The sequence below is a fragment of the Streptosporangium sp. LJ11 genome (assembly GCF_051918945.1).
Taxonomy (GTDB): Bacteria; Actinomycetota; Actinomycetes; order Streptosporangiales; family Streptosporangiaceae; genus Streptosporangium.
This window is the reverse complement of the sequence record NZ_JBPXMB010000009.1, coordinates 26,509-47,063: the sequence shown is the minus strand read 5'-3', so window position 1 is coordinate 47,063 and position 20,555 is coordinate 26,509. Positions and strand designations below refer to the sequence as shown.

Sequence of the window (20,555 nt, the reverse complement as noted above, 5' to 3'; positions counted from 1 at the left end):
CCAATGTAATGAGCGGGGAGCAGGTCGTCCACCCTCGTGGCACGGCGGGTCGTTCCAGACCGCCCGGTCGGTATGCTCCCGTCACCGGGAGCTGCCGGCCGTTCGGTAACACGAAAAGCGCCGAGGGCGATGCCGTCGGCGCTGTGGACCCCCCGGTCGTTAGAGCAGCAGGTACGCGGCCACGGCGACGACGACCAGCACCGCCACCACCACCGCCGCCGTGATCGGCAGGGCGAGCGACCGCTTCTCGGGAGCGGCCTCCGGGTCCTTGCGCTGGGCGAACGCACGGAACGCCTGGGTGTTGCCCGCGGGGTCAATCTGCTGAGGATCAGACATGGGGATGACTTTAGCGATACGGGATACCCTCCAACACGGATTTGTCCACTTTCACGGGAAGGATGTCCCGGCGCCCGGCCAAGGGCGGGTGCTGGGGGCCGGACCGCCGACCGGGGCGGATAGCGTGGTGCCATGCTCCGCATCCTGTTCTCCGCCCGCGTGGTGGCGCTCCACCTGCTCGCGGTCGGAGCCCTCGTCGTGTGCGGTCTGCTGGGCAGGTGGCAGCTCGGTGTCTTCGAGGAGTCCGGCAGGCCCCAGTCGCTGCTCGACCCCGCCCCCGTGGCGGTGGCCACGCTCACCGCGCCCGGAGAGCACCTGACGGCCGACAAGGTCAGCCGCCGGGTGACCGCCGAGGGCACCTTCGACGCCTCGAAGCAGCTCCTGGTGGCCGAGCGCGACGGAGGCCTGTGGCTGCTCGCGCCGCTCGACCTCGGCGACGGCACCTCCATCCCGGTCGTGCGCGGCTGGGTGGCCACGGCCGGGGACCCCGCCGTCACGGCTCCCTCCGAAGGGAGGGTGACCGTCAGCGGGCGCCTGCAGCCCTCGGAGGCCACCGACAGCGTCCAGCGCAGGGTTCGGCAGCTGCCGCCGGGACAGGTGCTGACCGTCTCGTCGGCCGAACTGATCAACGTCTGGCGGGGTACGAAGCTGCGCGACGGGTTCCTGGTTGCCGCCACCCAGTCACCGGCCCCCGAGGTCGCGGCCAGGCCGGTGAGCGTTCCCCCGCCGACCGAGCGGGGCGGGCTCACCTGGCGCAACCTCGCCTACGCCGCCCAGTGGTGGATCTTCGGGCTGTTCGCGGTCTTCATGTGGTGGCACTTCGTCCGCGACGCGCTGCGCGGCCGCACCCGGGAGCGCGGCTCCGACGTCCCCTCCGCGTCCGGTTCCGGGCCTGACCCCGGCCCTGACCCCGGTCCCGGAGCCACTCCCGGGGACGCCGGTCCCGGGACCGGCGCCGAGTCCGGGGCCGCTCCGGGGGCCGAGCCGGAAGCCCCCGCCCTACCAGCCCGCACCGCCCCGTGAACCGAACCCCAAGACCGAGGTAACCGACCGTGGAATCCGCTCTCAAGCCCTTTCGCATCCTGGCCTACATCGTCGGCGTGATGCTGCTCGTCCTGGTCACCTGCATCGTGCTCAGGTACGGCTTCGGCATCGAGGAGCCCTCGAAGATCGTCTCTCCGATCCACGGCTTCCTCTACATGCTCTATCTCGTGGCCACGATGAACCTGGGCATGAAGGCGCGCTGGACGTGGCCGTACATCCTCGGGGTGATGCTCGCGGGCACCGTGCCGCTGCTCTCGTTCGTGTTCGAGCGCAAGGTCACCCGCCGGGTGGAATCGGAGCTCGCGGCCGCCGCCTGACCGGCCCGGACCGGCCCGGAGACGCGGGTTCGCGTGGCCGGGCCGTGCCGTGGCGCGGCGGGCGGTCGGACGCCGGGTCAGCGGCCGAGACCCCGGCGGCGCGAGCGCTTGAGGCGCTCGCGCTGTGACGGGTCGAGCATCAGGTAGCCGACGACCGGGGCGGCGACGACGCCCAGGATGATCAGCAGCGTCACGAAACCTGGCAGGGGCAGCAGCCACGCCAGGAACACCACTGCTCCGGCGCCGATCGCGTACTTCTGGACGGGCGACATCCTCAACATCCTCCGAACGCGGGGCGGACGCCCCGTCTGTAGTTCATTGTGCGTCGCCGGTCCAACGTGTGGAGCTATCGAGGTGGTTCCAACCGAGATATATCGTGATTTTGCCCTCGGGTTTCGTTATCGGGCCAGAGCCCTGAGCGCCTTGAGCGTCGCCACGCCGCCGGGGTCGGCGTCCGTGCCGACCGGGACCAGGGCCACCTCGTCCACGCCCGCGTCGGCGTACGCGCGCAGGCGCTCGCGGGCCGCGTCCACGTCGTCGATCATGGCGACCGACTCCAGCAGGCCGTCGGGGACGGCGGCCAGCAGCTCGCGCGGGTGCGGGCGGGTCCTGGCGAACGCGACCACGTCCCCGAATCCGGCCTCGGCGAACATCTCGCCGTACCCGGGCGCGGCGAGATATCCCACGACGGCGCGCCGTATCCGGTCGACCGCCTCGCGCCCGGGGTCGACCGCGGCGGTCACCCAGGCCGCCACCCTCGGCGCCGGGGCCGCATCCTGCCCTCGCCCCTGTGCCGGTGCTGTCCGAACCGCCGCGCGGAGGTCGGCGGTCAGGCGGGCGGCGGAGGCGGGGGTGATCAGGTTGAGCACCATCCGGTCGGCCGTCGCGGCGGTCCGCACGGCGGAGGCGCCGAAGGCGGCCACGGTCAGCTCGGCGCGGGGCGCCGGGAGCCGGAGCCGATAGCCGCGACTCTTCACGCATTCACCTGAAAAATCGGATTTGTCGCCATCGAGCAATGGTCTGAGCGCCCGTACCGCCTCCCGCAGCACGGCGGCCGACCGCGCCCGTGACCTGCCGTGCCACTCCTCGACGACGAGCGGGCTCGACGTGCCGACCGCCACGTTCACCGGCCTCCCGACGAGGTCCGCCACCGACGCCACCCCCATCGCGATCATCATGGGGTCCCGTACGGCCACCGCCAGCGGCCCGACGGTGAGCCCGATCCGGCCGGTGGACAGCCCGATCGCGGTGGTCAGCGCGAAGGCGTCGTAGGTGGCCATCTCGCCCACCCACAGCTCGTCGTAGCCCAGCTCGTCGGCGGCCCTCGCGGTCAGCAGGGCCTCCTCGGCCGGCCGGTCCTGCCAGAGTCCCAGGGAGACGCCCAGCCTCACGCGACACGCTCCAGCAGCACGGCGGAACCGCTGCCCGCGGCCCCGCTGACCGCGGCGACGCCGTACCGGGCCCCGCGGCGTTCGAGCTCGTCCGCGCAGGCGGCGACGAGGATGGCCCCGGTGGCGCCGAAGGCGTGGCCCATCGCGATGGTGCCGCCGTTGACGTTGAAGCGGTCCTCGCCGACCTTCAGGTCCCGCTGGAACTTCAGGCACAGCGCGGCGAACGCCTCGGCGAACTCGTAGACCTCGACGTCGTCGGGGGTGAGCCCGGCCCTGGCGATGACCCGCTCGACCGCGAGCTGGCCCGCGGTGAGCATGGTGACCGGGTCGACGGAGGCGGTCGCGGTGCCCACGATCCTGGCCCTGGGCCGCAGGCCGAGCTCCGCGCCGGCCGTCCCGGAACCGACCAGGAGCAGGCCCGCCGCGTCGCACAGGCCGGGGGAGGTGCCCCGGGTGTGCAGGTGGCGCAGCTCGCCGACCTCGGGGCGGTGCCTGCGGACGAGGGCGTCCTGGTCGTCCTGGCCGGCGAAGGCGGGTTCCATCGCGGCGAGCGCCTCCAGGGTCACGCCCGGCCGCACGTGCTCGTCGCGCCGCAGGTCGTTGACCGGTACCAGGGAGCGGTCGTGGCGCCCGGCGGCCCACGCCTCGGCGGCCAGGATCTGGGTGCGCAGGCCGTACGCGTCGAGTTCCTCGCGTTCGAAGCCCTCGACCGTCGCGACCAGGTCCGCCGCGACGCCCATGTGGATCGATCCGACCCGGTCCATCACCGCGGGATCGGTCCACAGCGGCCCGCCGTCGGAGAACATCGGCACCTGGGAGACCGACTCGACCCCTCCGGCGACCACGGTGCGGCTCTGCCCGGACTGCACGAGCGCGAAGGCCGTGCGGACCGCGTCGATGCCCGAGGTGCAGTAGCGGTTGACGGTCATGCCGGGCGCGTCGAAGCCCGAGGTCAGCGCCGCGGTCCTGGCCAGGTTGCCGCCCTGGCCGGCGTTCTGCGAGGCGCAGCCGACGATCATGTCGTCCGCCCGCTCGACACCGGTCCGCTCGCGCAGGGCGTCCACGAGCCTCTCCAGCATGGTCAGCGGCGTCACGTCCGCCAGCCCCCCGCCGGGCCTCGCCTTGCCCCGAGGGGTTCTGACGGTCTCGTAGATGTATGTCGCCATCTGTTCCGGCTCCCGTCGGAGGTCGTACGCGGGCTTCACGTGGTCGAGTCCCTCAGCTGGTCGGCGCGTACCCAGGTGGCGTGGAAGCCGAGCGGCACCCGCTGGGGCAGGATGATCCGGGCGATCGGCCCGGCGCCCAGGTTCGCCGCGTGCAGGACCTGCACCTCGGAGGTGCCCTCGCGCTCGTCGGTGACGAAGCTGACGAGGTAGCCGTCCTCCTCGTCCGTCGCGCCGTCGCGCGGCGCGAACGGGGCCTCGCTGCCGTAGCGGTGCTCGCCGTAGTGGTACGTCTCCTTGGCGCCGCTCACGTTGTCGTAGCGGACCAGGCCGTCGAAGAGGTTGGTCGCGGCGTCCTTGACCGACACGTTGTAGGCGTAGCGCGACCGCAGACCCGTCAGCCTGGCGTCCACCGAGGGGAACTCGGTGTTGTGGTCCGGGTCCACGAACCCCTCGGAGGTGCGGCCGGTGCGCAGGTCGAAGCGATAGCGGTACATCCGCGCGTCGAGCTTGAGGTAGGAGATCATGCGGGCCAGCGGGCTGCCGCCCCCGGCGGGCGCGGGCCGGCTCACCCGGCAGACGTCCAGGACGATCTCCCCGTCCTCCTCCCAGGAGTTGACGACGTGGTAGATGTAGCAGGGTTTCGCGTCGAACCAGCGGATCTCGTGCGCCTGCCCGCGCCGGGGGATGACGCCGAAGCGCGAGGGCAGCTCCCGGTCGAACGTCAGCTTGTAGCGGCCCTGGCGGGCGGCGTCCATGTCCTGGTAGAGCGGCAGGTCCATGAGGATCGCGTGGTTCTCGGTGATCGCCATGTCGTGCGGCAGCCGCGCCCCCGGCAGCTCCAGCTCCACGCAGTGCTCGACCTGCCCGCCCGCGCCGACCACCCCGTAGCGCAGATAGGGCCTGCGGGGCCCGTAGTCGAACCAGAACAACTCCCCGGTCCGCTCGTCGACCTTGGGGTGGGCCATGAAGTCGCCGGTGAGCGTGTCGAGGAAGGTCTCGACGCCGAGCGTCTCCAGGCTGAGGGGGTCCATGCCGTACGGGGAGCCGCACAGGTACCAGGTGGTGAGGACCTGGCCGCGATGGAAGATCACGTCGGTGTTGGCGGAGTCCTTGAGGCCGAGCCCGCGGGTGTTGCCGAACGGGTTGCCCTTCGGGTTCTCCATCACGCCGGTCCACAGGGACCGACCGGCCGCCGACTCGGCCTCGAACGCCCTGGTCCTGACGTAGCGGTTGCGGTAACGGGCCCTGCCGTTCTCGAAGTGCATCGCGTGCACCATGCCGTCGCCGTCGAACCAGTGGTAGCGCCCCTTCATCGGGAACCGCGCGTTGGGCCCGTTGCGCAGGTAGACGCCGTTGAGATCCTTCGGGATCTCGCCGATGACCTTGAGGTTCTCGGCCGTGATCTCGTCCTGGACCGGGGCGTAGACGCCCAGCAGGTACGGATTCGGCTCGCCCGACTCGTCCATGACCACCATAGGTTGCGCCATCCTTTGACGCTACGATAAAAGAAGTCAGCTCGTCAATGACCGTTCTCCGCCGACGCGTGGCCAGGAGGGGCACCGAGCCGTCCGGGCGGCGCCGGGTTGGTAGTTTGGCGGTTTCGCCGGAAGCGGGAACGACCGTGCTCGCCGGAAACGGGCACGATCATGCTTGATGACGACGAGCATCACCGTGTTCGTCGAAAACGGGTGGCCCCGTCCCCCGGCGACGGGCACGACCACGACCACGCGACCATCGGGAGGACAGGCTGTGAACGGCACTGAGCGGGAGCCGCGAGCCGAGCTCAGTGCGATCGGGCAGGCGCTGGTGATCCTGGGAGACCGGTGGGTGCTGCTGATCCTGCAACGGGCGTTCCTGCTGCGGATCAGGACCTTCGCCGGCTGGCGCGACGCGCTGGGCATCTCCGAGTCGGTTCTCGCCACCAGGCTCAGGGAGCTGGTCGACCACGGCATCTTCGAGCTGTCGGCGTACCGCGACGGACGCACCCGCTACGAGTACCGGCTGACGGAGCGCGGGCTCCAGCTGTGGGCCCTGCTGGTGGCCATCCAGGCGTGGGAGCGCGACTGGGTCGATCCGGGGCGGCTCCCGCCGCTGCTGCACGAGCAGTGCGGCCAGGACGCCAAACCGTACCTCGGGTGCGGTTCCTGCCTGGAGCCGATGAGCGCGCGCGACACCCGGACCGAGCCCGGCCCGCTGGCCACGTTCTCCAGGATCGGCCCGCCGCGGCGGCACCGCCGCACGGTCCGCTCCGACGCCCCGGCCGACCTGATCGGCTACTGCCCGGCGTCGATGGAGATCCTCGGCGACCGGTGGAGCACCAGCGTGCTGGCCGGGGCGTTCCTGGGCATCCGCCGTTTCGTCGACTTCCAGTCCGGTCTCGGCATCGCGCCCTCGGTGCTCACCGACCGGCTGCGCCGCTTCGTCGAGCTGCGCGTCTTCGACGCCCGGCCCGACGGCTCGTACCGGCTCACCGACAAGGGGCTGGCCTTCTTCGAGGTCTTCGCCTTCCTGGTCGACTGGGCCCAGCGCGAGTTCCCCGCCCCCGAGGGCTCGGCCCTGTCGATCACCCACGCGCTCTGCGGCGCCACCTTCCAGCCGGTCCTGCTGTGCCGGGCGTGCGGCCGGCCGCTCCAGCGGCGCGAGGTCCGTTTCGTCCTACCGGGGTGACGGTGGTCCGGGGCGCGTCCCCGATCGCGCTCATCTTCGGCCGCGCAGCGACTCGACCGCCCAGCGGGCCGCCCGGAGCGCTCCGGCGTATCCCCTGCCGCCGGCGTCCGGAACGGTGAACCGGTGGTACTGCAGGGCCGTCACGACGTTTCCCGCCCGCAGGACGACCACCGAGTTGACGCTCGAATGGCCGTTGCTGAGCTGGTAGACGTAGGCCTCGTCACCGAGACCGGGCACGTCGGCCGGAGCGCTCACGATCCGCGTGTCCTTCACGTCCCTTGAGCGGAGGCGAAGGTAGGTGGCGTGCGCGAGCGCCGCTTTCGGTTCGCGGACGACGGTGATCTCCAGTGTGTTCCGGAGGCTGTCGGGCGCGGTCGGGTCCGCCGCCGTCCAGTGGCACGCCGCGTCCTTTCTCGAGGGGGAGGGCGCGAGGTAGAGACGTCCGGCGTGTTCCCCCGAGATCAGGGAGCACGGGTCCGGAGCCTTCGCGAAGAAGGTGGGCAGCGGCGCCGGAGCCGCGATCCGCGGCTGGGCCGCGGGGCGGGGCCAGAGCCAGAACGCCGTACCGCCGACGGCCAGGAGGGCGAGCGCGGCGGCCACGAGAAGCAGGCGGTCGGGGCGGGACCTCGCGGGGCGGGAGGTGAGTCCCAGCAGGACCGTGCGGGTCGTGGTGGCGTCCGGGCGGTGGGCGGGGTCGGCCGCCAGCAGGCCCTCCAGCAGCGGAGCCAGCGGGCCGGAGTCCGCCGCGCCGGTGTCCCCCGCCGCGGGGCCGGGTCCGCCCCCGAAGGCGGGGGCGGTGCCGTCCGCCGGACGCGGGCCGGTGTGCGGCCCGGTGTGCGGGGCCTGTCCCTCGACCGCGGTGAACAGGACGGCGCCCAGGTCACGCAGCTCGTCGGTGGCATTGAAGATGGCGAAATCGGTGACCACGACCCTGTCGTCCGGGGTGAGAAGCACGTTCTCCGGGCCGGCCAGGAGATGAACGCCTCGCCCGTGGGCGGCGGTCTGCGCGTCCAGTACGCGCAGCCCGACCTCGGCCGCCCGCTCGGAGGTGAGCGGTCCTTCGGCCCGGACGGTCCGCAGCACCGAGCGGCCTTCGACCGACTCCAGGATCAACCACACCTGATCGGGGAAGGAGACGACGTCGTGCAGGGTGATGACGTTCGGATGCCTGAAGTCGGCCGCGGCGCGGATGCGGCCGAGAAGCCGGTCGCGGTGCGGGCCGGGTGGCGGGAGCGATATCCCGGTGATCGTGACGTCGCGCTGGAGCAGTTCGTCGCGGGAGCGCCAGCTGGTCCCGGTCCGGTCGCGGCGCTCCAGCAGCCGGTAGCGACCGGCCAGCAGGTTCGGATCGGTCATGTCGGTCGTCCCGGGGAGGTGGGGGCGAGCGGTGCCTGTCGTTCGGGCGCGGCGCCGAGCCGTGTGGGTCGTTCGGGTGTGGCGGCGCCGAGCGCGGGCCGGGGGTGCTCAGTCACGGCTGTTCAGCCTCTCGGCGACCTGGCGGGCGACGCGGAGGGCCTGCCCGCGCAGCTTGGCGTCCGAACGCTCGCCCTTCCGCGACACGTCGACCTCGACCAGCAGGTTGCTGATCCGGAAACGAACCGTGGAATGGATCCGGTCCAGCGCGATCACGTCGTAGGTGAAGGCTTCCGCGCCGAGCCGGGTGACGTTCCGGAGGGCGCCGGTCGCGCCCAGGAGGCCTTCCCCCCGATCGGCGACGACCCTGGTGCGTTCGGAGGCGAAGAACTCGCGGGCCACCTCCGGGGCGGTCTTCGCCCTCACGGGCGCCTTGTAGGCCAGCGAGAGCTGTAACCAGCGCGCCTCTGACGGATCACCCCAGTCACAGTAGGACTCCCCTTCTTCCAGTTTCATCGAGCTCGGCGCGGGTTCCGGGGTCGAGCCGGGCGCCACGGCCCGGCTCTGGGCGGCGGACAGCAGCGAGCAGGCGTCGGGCACGGTGGCGAACCGCCCGGCAGCGGCCGCGGACGGCGAGGGCCGGGACGACGCCTCGGGGTCGTCCGCGGTCGTCGTCAGCAGTACCGTCCCGGTCGCCAGCACCGCCACCGTGGCCAGTGCGGCCCCGGCGATCAGGCCGGTACGACGGCGCGAGGCCACCCGCCTCCCGGGCACGGTCTCCTGCGTGGAGAGGGGCGGGACGGGCGGGGCGGGCGCGAGCTGGAAGAGCGGCTCCGCGGGCAGTCCCTGGGAGATCTGCCGCAGGGCGGCGCGCAGCCCTGCCTCTCCCGGGCGCTGCCGAGGATCCTTGGCCAGCGCCGCGACGAGCACCGGAGCCAGGTCCCCCGCCCGGCGGGGCGGGGGCGCCTCCTGGGTGAGGATCGCGCCGATGGTCGCGGCCGAGGTGTCGCGACGGAAGGGGCTGCGGCCCTCGACGGCCGTGTACAGGGTCGCTCCCAGGGACCACAGGTCGGTGGCCGGGCCGTCGCCGCCGCGCAGCCGTTCGGGGGCCATGTACGCGGGGGAGCCGACCAGGGCGTCCGGGGAGGTGAGCTGGACGTCCCCCTCCACGGTGGCGATGCCGAAGTCGGTCAGCAGCACCCCGCCGTTCCTGGCGAGCATGATGTTGGCCGGCTTCACGTCGCGGTGCACGATGCCCCGGCTGTGCGCGAGGGCCAGCGCGTCCAGCACGGCCAGGCCGATCATGGCCACCCGCCGGGGCGGTAGCGGTCCCTCGGCCTGGACCGCCTGTTCCAGCGAACGGCCGTCGACCAGGTCCATCACGATCCACGGGCGGCCGTCCTGCGCCACGACGTCGTGTACGGCCACGATGGACGGGTGCCCCAGCCTGGCCGCGGCGCGCGCCTCGCGCAGGGTGCGCTCCCGCGCCTCGGCGCGCTGCGCCTCGGGCAGGTTCGGGTCGAGCTTGACCTCCTTGATCGCCACTTCGCGGTGGAGCAGCTCGTCGCGAGCCCGCCACACCACGCCCATCCCTCCCGCGCCGAGCCTCGCGATCGCCCGGTAGCGGCCCGCCAGCACGGGCAGCGGGCCCGCCATCCGATCAGTCATCGGTCTTCAGGGACTCGGTGAGCCAGCGGGCCACCTTCACCGCGCCTTCGGAGATCTTGCCGTCGGGGTCCTCCTTGACGCCGCCCCGCTCGTACTCGACCTCGGCGATCAGGTTGCTGATCCGGAAGACCACGGTCGTCTTGTAGGAGCCGCCGTACAGGTTGATGGAGTTGGACGTCCCATGGCTGAACGCCTCCTCGCCGATGCCCCGCAGGTCCTTGGGCGGCAGGGGCTTGGGAGTGGTGAACTGGCCCTTGTCGACGAGATCCTTCTTCTTGCCCGCCAGATACTCCCTGGCCCTCGCGACCTCCGACCCGTCCTGCTTCTGGGCGATCAGCCGGACCCGCAGGTCGTACTTCTCCACGTTGGGCTTGCGCCAGTCGTGCTGGTTGAGCCAGTTGCAGACGGAGCGCTCGACCTCGGAGCTCTTGAAGCCCGGCACGACCTCGTTCGCCTGCTTGTCGTCGAGCAGGCTGCAGGCCCGGGGAGCCGTGGCGAAGCGGCCCTTGGCGCCGGAGGGTTCGGCGGCGAAGCTGTCGCCGGGATTCGTGACCACCGAGGTGAGAAGGACGCCGATGGTGACCGCCATGCCGAAGAGCAGCACACCGGTCAGCGCCACGACGGGCCGGGGTACGAGCACCCCCGTCGTCCGCGTCGGAGGTCCGGCGGGCGCGTCCTCCGGTGCCGGGAAGGGGAGGGGGGCCAGTTCGTGTGAGGTGGGGGCGTCCTGCGGGTTCGGGCGAGGCGGCGTGGGGCCGGGAGGGAAGGGCGTGCCGAGGTGGGGCTGTCCTTGCTGGGGCGGTTCCTGTCGGGGAGCGCCGGGGTGGGGCGGGCCCTGGTGGGGGGCGTCCTGCCGTGGCGGGGCCGGGGGCGGGGCCTGCCAGACGATCGACATGCCCGGAGAGGAGGAGAGCGTGGCCTGCAGGGGTACGGGGATGTCCTGCTGGGGGAGTCTCGCCGTGATGTCGGACATGTGGTCGGCCAGGGTCTTCCTGAAGGGCGCGGTCACGTCCCCCTCGGAGGCCGGGGCGACCCCGCCGTCCTCCTGTCCTCCGGAGGTCCCGGCGGCTCCGAGAGCTCCGGCGGTGCCGGGAGCTCCGAGCGGCGGGATCGTGTCGCGACCCTGAGGTCCGGCGGCCGTTCCCGGCCCTGCCGCCCCCGGTCCTGTCGCGGTGGGGCCGGTCGTTCCCGGTCCGGTCGAGGTGTGCGGTCCCGGCGTTCCAGGCGCGTCGGCTCCCTGGCCGGCCCCCGGGAAGGGGACCTGCCCGAAGGCCGCCGGGTTCCCGGGCGCGAAGGGAGGAAAGGGAACGGAGGGGGCGGACGCTCCCGGATCGGGGACTCCCGGAACCTGGGGAAGCGAGCCCCCCGGGGGTGGCGGGAACGCACCCGAGAGGGGTGGCGCGGCCGGAGGTTCGGGACGGTACTGGGAGACGTCGATCAGAGCGCCGCGCAGGACGCCCGGGTCGGGCCGCTGGGCGGGGTCGCCCGCGAGCAGGTGGAACAGGACGGGCGCGATCGGGCCCGCGTTGTCCAGGGAGCCGCCGGGCGACGGCGGACGGCCCTCGACGGCGGTGTAGAGGGTCGCGCCGAGCGACCACAGGTCGGCGGCCGGGCTGGTCACCCCCTCGGGAGAGGTGAAGAGCGAGGAGGGCAGGGACGGCGCGGCGAGGACGATCTGCTCGTACGGGCCGAGCAGCACCGAACTCGGCCGCACGTCGCCGTGCAGCATGCCCTGCCTGTGCATCGCCACGAGCTGGTCCAGCACGGCCACCCCGACCACCGCGGCCTGCTGCGGGGACATCGGCCCGAACCGGGCGATCACCTGTTCCAGGGAGCTCTGCTCAAGCATCGGCGGGCCCTCGGCTCCGGCGATCCCGGGCCCCGGCGCGGGGGGAGCGGTGTGCCCGCCCGCGTGCCTGCCCTGCGATCGAGGGACGTCTGGATGGTTCATCCGCTCGCTTTCTGCTTGTTCAACGCGTTCGCGATCCACGTCGCGGTGGTGTGGGCGCCCGCCTGGATCGCCGGGCCGTCCTTGCTGCCGTCCACCACGGTGTAACCGACGTCGAGGACGAGGTTGTCCACGCGTACGACCACGTAGCTCTGCTCCAGCCTGCCGGTCTTGCGGTTCTCGTAGACGTCGTAGCCGAACGCCTCGTCCCCGACGGGTTTCACCGTCGTCGGCGCCGTGGAGCGGGAGGAGCGGATACCGGCCTGGATCTCCGGCCAGCTCCAGGCGTTCTCCCCGCTCGGTATGACGCTCTGGCGCCGGTTCACGAACAGCTCGTGGGCCTGCTGGGGGCTCTTGCCCCACTGGTCGGGGCCGGAGAGACGCACCTCCAGCCCCATGCCCGGTGCCGGCCACTGGCAGCCGCCGTCGTTGGTCGGCTTGCCCTCGCCCGCCAGCGCGGGCAGCAGCTGCCTGGCCATGGCGCCGGGAACGAGCTTGCACACGTCCACCGGTGTGGCGAAGGCGCCGGGACTCTCGCTGAGCCTGACCCGCTTCTCGGCGGCCGTGGGGTTCGAGGTCAGCAGGAACGTCACCCCGAAGGTGACCCCGATGACCACCGCGATCCCGGCCGTCTCGGCGGCGGCCCACAGCGCCGTGCGGCTCCGGCGCGGCTCGGGGGGCCGGGCGGAGACGGGGGCCGGGGACGGCGAGGGGACGGAAGGCGCGGCCGGGATCCCGGTGACCGTACGACCGGCGGCCAGCTCTCCCAGCGAGCGGGCGACGGCCTCGAAGGACGGCCGGGCCTCGGGGACCGGGTCGAGCATGCGCGTCAGCAGCGGGCCCAGCTCGCCGGCGCGCTCCGGCGGCCTCGGCGGCTCGGTGAGCACCCGGCTGATCGCCGCGATGGGGGTCTCCGCCGGGTGCGGGGGCACCCCCTCGACGGCGAAGTAGAGCGTGGCGCCGAGGGACCACAGGTCGGAGGCGGGGCCGCCGCGCTCGCCGCGCAGCCGTTCGGGCGCGATGTAGTTGGGCGAGCCGACCAGGTGACCGGTCCGGTCGGAGGTGGCCTCGCCGTCGGCGACCGCGAAGCCGAAGTCGGTGAGGACGGCCTTGCCGGTCCTGGTGAGGAAGACGTTGCCCGGCTTGACGTCGCGGTGGACCACCCCGGCGGCGTGGGCGGCGCCGAGCGCGCTGAGGATGCCCACGCCGATCCTGGCCGCCTGGTGCGCGGGAAGCGGACTCCGGTCGCGGACGGTCTGCTCCAGGGACGAGCCCGACAGCAGCTCCATGACGAGCCAGGGCCGTTCCTGGTCGATGACCACGTCGTGGACGGTCACGATCGAGGGGTGTTTGAGCCGGGCGGCGAGGTTGGCCTCGCGGATCGCCGAGGCGAAGACCTCCTGCCGTCTGACGGGGTCGAGGTCAGGCGGGAGCCGTACCTCTTTCACCGCCACGTCGCGGCCGAGCGTCTCGTCGGTGGCGAGCCAGACCGTGCCCGCCCCGCCCTCGGCGAGAGGGTTGAGCAGCCGGTAACGGCCTGCCAGCACTCGAGTGTCGATCCCGCTCACCCCGTTCGCTTATCCCATCGCGGACAGCAACATAGTCACTTACCGCCACATGGACCAATGAACGATGATTCCGCCTCATCCATTGACCCCTGGCTTCTGTTTTCGTAGTGTCACGAGCACCCCCACGACGCCCCTGGAGCCGCGATGAAGCGCCTGCACACGCAAGAGCGGATCGACCTCTACACCGCCGGCGGCTGGTGGACCGGAGACACGATCGACCAGCTGCTCCGTGCCCAGGTGAGCGCCCGCCCCGGCGCTCTCGCGATCGCCGACCCGCCCGACAAGGCCGGCCTGCTGCCCGGCGGGGTCAAGAGGCTCACCTGGTCCGAGCTGGACGCCGAGGTCGACCGGGTGGCGGGGGTGCTGCGCGGCCGGGGCGCCGGACCCGGGGACGTGGTCGCCGTCCAGCTGCCCAACAGCGTGGAGCTCGCGGTCACCTTCCTGGCCGTGATCAGGGTGGGCGCGGTGGTCACCCCGTTCCCCGTGCAGTACCGCGAGTACGAGCTGAACCAGCTCTGCGCCCTCGCCGGGGCCATGGTCTTCGTCACCTCGACGACCGCCGCCGCCCGCGTGCCTACGATCATCCCGGCCCTCACCTGGGGCGCCGACCTCGACGCGGCCTCCCCTCCGGGCGCCCCCTCCGGCGGGCCCGATCCCTCCTCGCACGAGCCGCGGTCGCAGTCGCACGAGGGGCCGGGCATCCCGTACGAGGCCCACCCCGCCGACCCCGTCACGATCTGCTGGACCTCCGGTACCGAGGCCACTCCCAAAGGTGTGCCGAGGTGCCACTACGACTGGCTCGCGGTCGCGTCCATCTGCGCCGCGGCTCCCGGGCTCACCGAGGACGACGTCATCCTCAACCCCTTCCCCATGGTCAACATGGCGGGGATCGGCGGGGTCCTCCTGCCCTGGCTGAAGACCGGTGCCGTGCTCGTCCAGCACCACCCGTTCGACCTGCCGACCTACCTCGGGCAGATCGCGGCCGAGGGCGTCACCTACACCCTGGCCCCGCCCGCGCTGCTGACGATGCTGCTCCAGCAGGAGGCGATCCTCGCCAGGACCGACCTCACCACGCTGACCCGGATCGGGTCGGGCTCGGCGCCGCTGCCACCGCCGATGGTGAAGGGCTGGCAGGACAGGTACGGCATCGCGATCATCAATTTCTTCGGTTCCAACGAGGGCGTCGCGCTCCTCTCGGACCCGGTGCACATGCCCGATCCCGAGGACAGGGCCCGCTTCTTCCCCCGGCCCGACGCCCCGGGTACCAGCCGGCCCGGCACCCTCGGCGCGACCAGGACCAGGCTGGTCGACCCCCTCGGCGAGGAGATCGTCGAGGCCGGGATCCCCGGTGAGCTCCGTCTGTCGGGACCGACCGTCTTCTCCGGCTACCTGCCGGGGACGGCCGCCGCCGACCCGTTCGACGGGGACGGCTACCTGATGACCGGAGACGTGTTCGAGATCGCCGGGGACCGGGGGCAGTACCTGCGCTACGTCGACCGGGCCAAGGACCTGGTCATCCGGGGCGGCATGAACATCGCCCCGGCCGAGCTGGAGGCGCTGGTCTCCGGGCACCCGGCGGTGGCCGAGGTGGCGGTGGTCGGCTACGCCGACGAGGTCCTCGGGGAGCGGGTCTGCGTCGTGCTCGTCCCCAAGCCCGATCAGACCGTGGACCTCGCCTCGGTCGTGGAACACCTGCGGGGCAAGGGCATCGCCTCGTACAAGCTCCCCGAACGCCTGGAGATCGTCGAGGCGCTGCCCCGCAACCCGCTGGGCAAGATCCTCAAGCGGGAGCTGAAGGAGTCGCTGGCGGCGGACGGCTGAGCCCCGCGACCCCCACCCCGGCGGCCGTGGCCCTCCGCGACCGGGCCGCCGGGAGGACCGGCTCGCGCGGGCCGTGCGGAGGTGGGCTCCCACGACCAGGAAGGGCGGGGACCGTGCCGTGTCCGATGAGTCAGTACGAGTCGGACCACTCCTCGTGGGCGGTCCACAGGCGCTGCCACAGTTTGGCGCGTTCTACGGGGGTGACGTCGGGCAGGGACAGGCCGAAGACGTCGGCCAGGATCTCGAAGTACTCGCGTTCGGTCCGCGCGGTCAGGGTGTGCTCGCGGTCGCCGAGACGGGTCAGGACCAGACCCCGCATGATGTCGACACCGTTCGCGTCGCGCCGCTGGACCGTGGCCACGCGGACGAAGCCCGACTCGGGCGAGGTGGAGAGGAACCGGTGCATCGCGGCGAACTCCGGCATCCCGGCGGGTCCGGCGCGGAAGTCCATGCCGAGGAAGTCGCCGCGCGGGTCGTGGTCGAACCGCCACCCGCCGGGCGCCACCTCGGAGGGACGCAGGCCGTAGGTGAAGGGCCCCTGCCGGTACGTGCCCTCGACGAGCGGGAGCGGGTCGTGGATCGCGTCGCCCAGACCCTGGTCGACCAGCCACTCCCCGCCGGGGTTGCCCGGACCGGGAAGTCCCGAGACCGTGAGCACGAGGTGGCCGCCGTCCACGTTCGCCGGACCCCCGGCGCGGCACTGGACCCCGCCGAGGTGCCGGGTCACCCGGTAGCCGAGCGCCTTCAGCAGCAGGGAGAAGGCCCCGTTCAGGTGGTAGCAGTAGCCGCCCCGGCCCCGCACGATCCGCGCGGCCGACTCCACCGGGTCGACGGTCGTCGGGCGGCCCAGCCAGATCTCCAGGCATTCGTAGGGCACACGCTCCACGTGTGCCCGGTGCAGCACATGCAGCGACTCCGCGCTCGGAGGTCCGTCGACCTTCACACCGATCCTGCGCAGGTACGCGGTGACATCGATCACTCCGTCACGGTAACGCCGAGGTGGGCGCGGCCCGGTGCGGGACATGCGCTTTCCCGGGAACGGTCGCGAACCTCCGCCGCGCCTCACCCGCGACGCCGAGGTGTCGCCCCGCCCGCCGCGTCCGGGCGTCACCCGTCGGCGACGCCCGGCCGGGGCCACCCTCCGCGGCGCCCCGGCGGTACACCGGGACGCGGCGCGTCGGGTGAGGTCAGGCCCGCTCAGGCATGGTCAGGCGCGGCCGGGCACGGCCGGGCACGGTCAGGCGCGGTCAGGCGCGGCGCATGGCCCGGGTGCCGACGAGCAGGCCCAGCGCCGCCACGACCACGGCCGCGACCACGCCGCCGCCGGCGGCCGCCGAGACGATCTCGCCGTTGAACAGGGCGCGCTCGGCCTCCACGACGTACGTCAGCGGGTTGAGCCGTGAGAGCACGAGCAGCCAGTCCGGGCCGCCGCTGACGGGCAGCAGCATCCCGGCGAGCAGCATCAGCGGGAAGAGCAGGGTCTGCTGGACTCCCCAGAACATCCACTCGCTGTCCTTGGACGCCAGCGCCAGCGTGTAGGACAGCGCGCCGAGGCCCACGCAGAAGACGGCGAGGATCAGCAGGCCGAGGAGGGCTCCCGCGAGGTGCGGGCGGAACCCGAACGGGACGGTGACGGCGACGACGAGCACCGTCTGGGCGAGCATCGGCACGATCTCCTTCAGGGACCGCCCGACGATCAGGGCGGGCCTGCGCAGCGGGGAGACGAGCATCCGCTCGTGCGATCCGGTCTGGATCTCGAACAGCAGGTTCGCCCCGGTCGAGGAGGCGCCGAACAGGCAGGACATCACCACGATGCCGGGGACGAACCACTGCAGCGCGGACCCGCCCTCCACGGCCGGGAGCAGGGGCGCGAACAGCGCCAGGAAGAACAGCGGCTGCACCATCGTGAAGATCACGGAGAACGGGTTGCGCAGCACGGGCCGCAGCTCGCGGTCGAAGACGGTGACGGTGTCGGTGATCATGGTGGTGCCGCTCATGCCGCGCTCTCCTCGATGGTGGTGACGCCGGACCCGGCGGTGTGCTTCGTGGTCGCGGATCTCGCGGTCCCGGTCTCCGTGGTGCCGGGTTCCGCGGTCCCGGGTCCGGCGGTGCCGTCCTCGCGGAGGCTGCGGCCGGTGAGGTTGAGGAAGACGTCGTCGAGGGTGGGACGGGTGACCTCGACGCCGGTCACCTCGACACCCGCGTCGTCCAGGCCGCGCAGCAGCTTCGGCGCGAGCCGGACGCCGCCGGCCACCTCGATCACGACCCGCGCGCCGGTGCGCTCGACCCGCGCGCCCGCCACGACGCCCAGCGACTCGGTGACGGCCCGCAGGGCGCCCCGCTCGTCGCCGAACGTCAGGGTGACGCGGTCGCCCGCGTGGTCGGCCTTGAGCCGCGCCGGGGTGTCGTCGGCGATGACCCGCCCGTGGTCGATCACGATGACCCGTTCGGCCAGCTGGTCGGCCTCGTCGAGGTAGTGGGTGGTCAGGACGATCGTGGTGCCGTGCTCGGCGCGCAGCGCGCGGATGTGCTCCTGGAGGTTGGCCCGGTTCTGCGGGTCCAGCCCGGTGGAGGGCTCGTCCAGGAACAGCAGGTCGGGGGCGTGGATCAGGCCCATCGCGATGTCCAGCCGCCGTCGCTGGCCGCCGGACAGCGACGACACGATCCGGTCGGCGACGCCCTCCAGGTCCAGGGAGGCGATCAGCTCGGCCGCCCGGTCGCGTGACGCGCGGGCGCCGAGCCCGTACGCGCGGCCCTGGCTGATCAGCTCGTCACGGCCCCGCTGGCTGTGCGCGGCCCCGTTGCCCTGGCCGATGTAGCCGATCCGGCCGCGCACGCCGCGCTGCCCGGTCGTCACGTCGTGTCCGGCGACCTCCGCGTTGCCCGAGGTCGGGGGGAGCAGCGTGGTGAGCATCCGCAGGGTGGTCGACTTTCCCGCCCCGTTCGGTCCCAGCAGTGCCACCATCTCGCCGGAGGCGACGTGCAGGTCGAGGCCGCGTACCGCCTCGACCGTCTCTCTCCTGACGGTGAAGTGCCTGGTCAGCCCGCTCGTGCGGATCATCGTGCTGTTCATGGGGACAACGCTAAAATTCATTCAGGTCACTTTCTGACCGGAATCAAAGGGAAGCTGGACTCATGGCGAACACGAGTGCGCGGATGCTGAGGTTGCTGTCCCTGCTGCAGACCCATCGGTACTGGCCGGGCGGAGAGCTCGCCGACCGGCTGAACGTGAGCGAGCGGACGCTGCGGCGCGACGTCGACAGGTTGCGCGAGCTGGGTTACCCGGTCGACGCCAACCGGGGTGTCGCGGGCGGCTACCAGCTCCAGACCGGCGCGACCATGCCGCCCCTGCTGCTCGACGACGAGGAGGCGGTGGCCATCGCCGTCGGGTTGCGGACGGCGGCCGGCGGCGCCGTGGCCGGTATCGAGGAGACGTCGGTACGGGCGCTGACCAAGGTCATCCAGGTGATGCCGCCCCGGTTGCGGCGGAGGGTCGACGCGCTGCGGGCCTACACCGTGCCCGCCGTCGTCGGCGGGGGGCCGACGGTCGACTCTCTCGCCCTGACGGTGATCGCCCAGGCGTGCCGGGACGACGAGCGGCTGCGGTTCGAGTACACGGTGCGCGACGGCGACCGGACGACCCGGCTGGTCGAGCCGCACCGGCTCGTGTCGCTGGGACGCCGCTGGTATCTCGTCGCCTGGGACGTCGAGCGCCACGGCTGGCGCACCTTCCGCGTCGACCGGCTGGCCGCCGCGGAGTCGACCGGTGCCCGGTTCCGCCCGCGCGAGCTGCCCGGCGGCGACGCCGGGGCGTTCGTCCGCGACAGCATCACGTCGATGCCGGCGCAGTACCAGATCGTGGTCGTCGTACAGGCGGCGGCCGCCGACGTCGAGCGGGTCGCGTCACCCCTGGGCGGGGTGGTCGAGGCCGTCGACGACCGGTCGTGCCGGCTGCTGATGAACGCCGACGGGATGGAGTGGCCGGTCCTGGTCCTCGCCGCGCTGGGCGCCGACGTCGAGGTGGTCCGGCCGGCGGAGTTCCGGGACTACCTGCGCGCGACCGGCGAACGGTTCACCCGCGCGGCGAGCGGAAGTCCGGTTTATTCGGTTGAGCCCGAGCCGGACACGCCGGTAGCCTGACCGCCCCTTCGAGTGTGAGGAGGTGAGGAGCAGATGTTCGCCAACCTGGTCACGCGCTCCCGCCTCGGGCGACAGGCCGCCTGAGCCCGGGAAGCGCACCCGCTTTCTGGAGTTTCGCTTGTCTGAGCTGTCCCTGTCCGACCGGTCCATGTCCGATCTGCGGTTCCGTCCGCTCGAAGCGGGCGAGTTCGACCTGTTCCACCGCTACGGCCCGCTCCCCGCCTCCGGCGTCGGCGCCCGCCACCTGCCCTTCGACGAACTCGGCTACCGGCCGGAATGGGTCTGGGTCGCGCTGCGCGGCGACGAGGTCGTCGCCAGGGCCGCCTTCTGGGGTCCGCCGGGCTCCGAGCACCCCTTCAGCCTCGACTGGTTCGACCCCGGGTCCGGCCCCGACCGGATCGAGGTGGGGGCCGCCCTGCTGCGAGCCGCGTACGCCACCCTGGTCACGCCCGGGTACGCCACGCCGTCCGGGGCGCGGCCCGACTACCACCTGTTCCTGCCCGCCGACTGGCGAGAGCGCCCCGACGCGTTCGCGGACGCCTCCGACCGGATCGCCGCCGCCGAGAAGGCCGGGCTGCGGCGGTCCGTCGAACGGCTCAACCTGCACTGGCTTCCCGAGTACGGCCTGCCGCCCAGGTCGGCCCGGCTCACCTTCGCCCCGGCCGACGACGACGAGGTGGTGGTGAACCTGCTGGCCCGCGTCGCCGAGGGCAGCCTCGACGACTGGGACCGGCGCAACCTCGCGGACAGCGGCGCGAGGGCGACGGCCGAGAAGACCGTGGCCGAGGTCGCGGACATGCCCGGCGGGCGCCGGCGGTGGCGGCTCGCCCGCGACGCGTCGGGGGAGCTCGTCGGCATCGTGATGGCGACGCGCAACTCCAGGAACGCCACGATCGGCTACCTCGGGGTCGACCCGGCCCACCGGGGCCACGGTTACGCCGACGACCTGGTCACCGAGGCGCTGCACATCTTCGTCGCCGAGGGCGAGCCCGAGGTGAAGGACAACACCGACGTGGGCAACGCGCCCATGGCGGCCTCGTTCGCCAGGATCGGCTACCGGATCACCGGCCGCCGCCTGATCCTCACCTGATTCCCGTCCGATCCCGGCCCTCCGGCCCGGCCGGGCAGGGCCCTCG

Annotated in this window: 18 protein-coding genes; 6 read left to right on the top strand and 12 right to left on the bottom strand. The window is 72.7% G+C overall.

Annotation, left to right across the window (positions count from 1 at the left end; translation table 11 throughout):
* Positions 1-159: 159 nt before the first annotated feature.
* Positions 160-336: a hypothetical protein gene (locus tag ACTOQ3_RS15215; protein ID WP_329425724.1), complete on the bottom strand. Its 177-nt coding sequence runs from the start codon at positions 334-336 to the stop codon at positions 160-162.
* A 132-nt stretch (positions 337-468) separates the two neighbouring features.
* Between ACTOQ3_RS15215 and ACTOQ3_RS15210 the strand changes: the two genes are divergently transcribed.
* Together ACTOQ3_RS15210 and ACTOQ3_RS15205 are read left to right on the top strand one after the other, a co-directional pair.
* The gene (locus tag ACTOQ3_RS15210) at positions 469-1,359 is read left to right on the top strand and encodes an SURF1 family protein (protein ID WP_440084026.1); all 891 of its coding nucleotides are present in this window, start codon (positions 469-471) and stop codon (positions 1,357-1,359) included.
* A gap of 29 nt (positions 1,360-1,388) precedes the next feature.
* Positions 1,389-1,697 carry a DUF3817 domain-containing protein gene (locus ACTOQ3_RS15205; RefSeq protein WP_440084025.1) on the top strand — a complete coding sequence of 103 codons (309 nt, stop codon included), beginning with the start codon at positions 1,389-1,391 and terminating at the stop codon, positions 1,695-1,697.
* A 77-nt stretch (positions 1,698-1,774) separates the two neighbouring features.
* Here ACTOQ3_RS15205 and ACTOQ3_RS15200 read toward each other — a convergent pair whose 3' ends face one another.
* The 4 genes from ACTOQ3_RS15200 to ACTOQ3_RS15185 form a co-directional block, all read right to left on the bottom strand.
* Entirely contained in the window at positions 1,775-1,969 is a 195-nt protein-coding gene (locus ACTOQ3_RS15200) for a hypothetical protein (RefSeq protein WP_440084024.1), read from the bottom strand.
* 126 nt (positions 1,970-2,095) lie between these two features.
* On the bottom strand, positions 2,096-3,088 hold the full coding sequence (locus tag ACTOQ3_RS15195) for an LLM class F420-dependent oxidoreductase (protein WP_440084023.1): 993 nt from the start codon (positions 3,086-3,088) through the stop codon (positions 2,096-2,098).
* The gene (locus ACTOQ3_RS15190) at positions 3,085-4,254 is read right to left on the bottom strand and encodes an acetyl-CoA C-acyltransferase (RefSeq protein ID WP_440084022.1); all 1,170 of its coding nucleotides are present in this window, start codon (positions 4,252-4,254) and stop codon (positions 3,085-3,087) included. Before ACTOQ3_RS15190 ends, ACTOQ3_RS15195 begins: the two co-directional genes overlap by 4 nt.
* A 35-nt stretch (positions 4,255-4,289) precedes the next feature.
* Entirely contained in the window at positions 4,290-5,741 is a 1,452-nt protein-coding gene (locus ACTOQ3_RS15185; RefSeq protein WP_440084021.1) for a carotenoid oxygenase family protein, read from the bottom strand.
* Positions 5,742-6,003: 262 nt separating this feature from the next.
* Here ACTOQ3_RS15185 and ACTOQ3_RS15180 point away from each other — a divergent pair, with 262 nt between their 5' ends.
* Positions 6,004-6,921: a winged helix-turn-helix transcriptional regulator gene (locus ACTOQ3_RS15180; protein ID WP_440084020.1), complete on the top strand. Its 918-nt coding sequence runs from the start codon at positions 6,004-6,006 to the stop codon at positions 6,919-6,921.
* Between the two features lie 30 nt (positions 6,922-6,951).
* Here the strand turns inward: ACTOQ3_RS15180 and ACTOQ3_RS15175 are convergent, their stop codons facing one another.
* From ACTOQ3_RS15175 to ACTOQ3_RS15160, 4 genes are all read right to left on the bottom strand, one after another.
* The gene (locus tag ACTOQ3_RS15175) at positions 6,952-8,277 is read right to left on the bottom strand and encodes a protein kinase domain-containing protein (protein WP_440084019.1); all 1,326 of its coding nucleotides are present in this window, start codon (positions 8,275-8,277) and stop codon (positions 6,952-6,954) included.
* A gap of 108 nt (positions 8,278-8,385) precedes the next feature.
* Complete coding sequence (locus ACTOQ3_RS15170; RefSeq protein WP_440084018.1) at positions 8,386-9,942, bottom strand: serine/threonine-protein kinase; 1,557 nt, start codon at positions 9,940-9,942, stop codon at positions 8,386-8,388.
* Positions 9,935-11,893 (bottom strand): hypothetical protein, encoded by a 1,959-nt coding sequence (locus ACTOQ3_RS15165; RefSeq protein ID WP_440084017.1) that lies wholly within the window; start codon positions 11,891-11,893, stop codon positions 9,935-9,937. Before ACTOQ3_RS15165 ends, ACTOQ3_RS15170 begins: the two co-directional genes overlap by 8 nt.
* Positions 11,890-13,458 carry a serine/threonine-protein kinase gene (locus tag ACTOQ3_RS15160; RefSeq protein ID WP_440084016.1) on the bottom strand — a complete coding sequence of 523 codons (1,569 nt, stop codon included), beginning with the start codon at positions 13,456-13,458 and terminating at the stop codon, positions 11,890-11,892. The genes ACTOQ3_RS15165 and ACTOQ3_RS15160 overlap by 4 nt, the downstream gene beginning before the upstream one ends.
* Before the next feature lie 144 nt (positions 13,459-13,602).
* Between ACTOQ3_RS15160 and ACTOQ3_RS15155 the strand changes: the two genes are divergently transcribed.
* Entirely contained in the window at positions 13,603-15,279 is a 1,677-nt protein-coding gene (locus ACTOQ3_RS15155; RefSeq protein ID WP_440084015.1) for a class I adenylate-forming enzyme family protein, read from the top strand.
* A 130-nt stretch (positions 15,280-15,409) separates the two neighbouring features.
* On the opposite strand, the gene ACTOQ3_RS15150 is transcribed toward ACTOQ3_RS15155, so the two are convergent.
* The 3 genes from ACTOQ3_RS15150 to ACTOQ3_RS15140 all read right to left on the bottom strand — a co-directional run bounded on the left by ACTOQ3_RS15150 (position 15,410) and on the right by ACTOQ3_RS15140 (position 18,340).
* Entirely contained in the window at positions 15,410-16,258 is an 849-nt protein-coding gene (locus ACTOQ3_RS15150; protein WP_440084014.1) for an arylamine N-acetyltransferase family protein, read from the bottom strand.
* Positions 16,259-16,526: 268 nt separating this feature from the next.
* On the bottom strand, positions 16,527-17,276 hold the full coding sequence (locus ACTOQ3_RS15145) for an ABC transporter permease (RefSeq protein WP_440084013.1): 750 nt from the start codon (positions 17,274-17,276) through the stop codon (positions 16,527-16,529).
* The gene (locus ACTOQ3_RS15140; protein ID WP_440084206.1) at positions 17,273-18,340 is read right to left on the bottom strand and encodes an ATP-binding cassette domain-containing protein; all 1,068 of its coding nucleotides are present in this window, start codon (positions 18,338-18,340) and stop codon (positions 17,273-17,275) included. The genes ACTOQ3_RS15145 and ACTOQ3_RS15140 overlap by 4 nt, the downstream gene beginning before the upstream one ends.
* A 74-nt stretch (positions 18,341-18,414) precedes the next feature.
* Between ACTOQ3_RS15140 and ACTOQ3_RS15135 the strand changes: the two genes are divergently transcribed.
* Together ACTOQ3_RS15135 and ACTOQ3_RS15130 are read left to right on the top strand one after the other, a co-directional pair.
* Positions 18,415-19,419 (top strand): helix-turn-helix transcriptional regulator, encoded by a 1,005-nt coding sequence (locus tag ACTOQ3_RS15135; protein ID WP_440084012.1) that lies wholly within the window; start codon positions 18,415-18,417, stop codon positions 19,417-19,419.
* Positions 19,420-19,537: 118 nt separating this feature from the next.
* Complete coding sequence (locus ACTOQ3_RS15130; protein WP_440084011.1) at positions 19,538-20,509, top strand: GNAT family N-acetyltransferase; 972 nt, start codon at positions 19,538-19,540, stop codon at positions 20,507-20,509.
* Positions 20,510-20,555: the final 46 nt, after the last annotated feature.